1 protein-coding gene is annotated in these 765 nt (G+C 76.1%); it reads right to left on the minus strand.

The genetic code is table 11. The features are described 5' to 3' along the window. The coding region (gene tnpC / locus Q8W71_RS32860; RefSeq protein WP_305529474.1) for an IS66 family transposase at positions 1-765 on the minus strand (765 nt) is incomplete at both ends.

The following is a 765-nucleotide window of genomic DNA, read 5'->3' on the forward strand; positions in this document are numbered from 1 at the left end:
GCGGCTTGCCGTGCAGGCCGCGCTCGATGCCGTAGAGCGCGCCGATCCGCGCCAGCGCCTCCGCCGCCAGGGTCGAGCCGGTCGCGGCGTGCACGTCGAAGAACTTGCGTCGCACGTGCGCCCAGCACGCCGCCTCGGTCAGCGCCCCGCCCGGGCGCGTCCCCGCGTACAGCCCGTTGAAGCCGGCGTAGCCGTCGGCCACCAGCACCCCGGAGAAGCGCGCCAGGTGCGCGAGCGGACGCTCGCCCCGGCGGTCGGGCGAGGCGAAGAACACCGCCGCCGGCGGCCGGGCGCCGCCGTGGGTGCGCTCGTCGCGCACGTAGGTCCACAGCCGCCCGGTCGTGGTCTTGCCCGTGCCGGGCGCCAGCACCGGGACCGGCGTGTCGTCGCCGTGCAGCACGTCCGAGCCGGCGATCACCCCCCGCCGTAGCAGGTCGACGAGCGGCATCACCGCCGCGGCCGTCGCGCCCAGCCAACCCGAGAGCGTCGAGGTGGCCAGATCGACCCCGTCGCGGGCGTAGATCTCGGCCTGGCGGTAGAGCGGCAGGTGATCGTCGAACTTCGCCACCGCGATGTGGGCGAGCAGTCCGGGTCCGGCCCGCCCGCGGGGAACGGCGTGGTGGGGCGCGGGCGCCTGCACCACCTGCTCGCAGGCCCGGCAGGCGAAGGCCTCGCGCACGTGGCGCACGACCTTGAACCGGCCCGGCACGTAATCGAGGCTCTCGGTCACGTCCTCGCCGATCCGGCGTAAGCCCCCGCCGCAGG

The organism is Methylobacterium amylolyticum (genome assembly GCF_030700245.1).
In the GTDB taxonomy this organism is placed as follows: domain Bacteria; phylum Pseudomonadota; class Alphaproteobacteria; order Rhizobiales; family Beijerinckiaceae; genus Methylobacterium.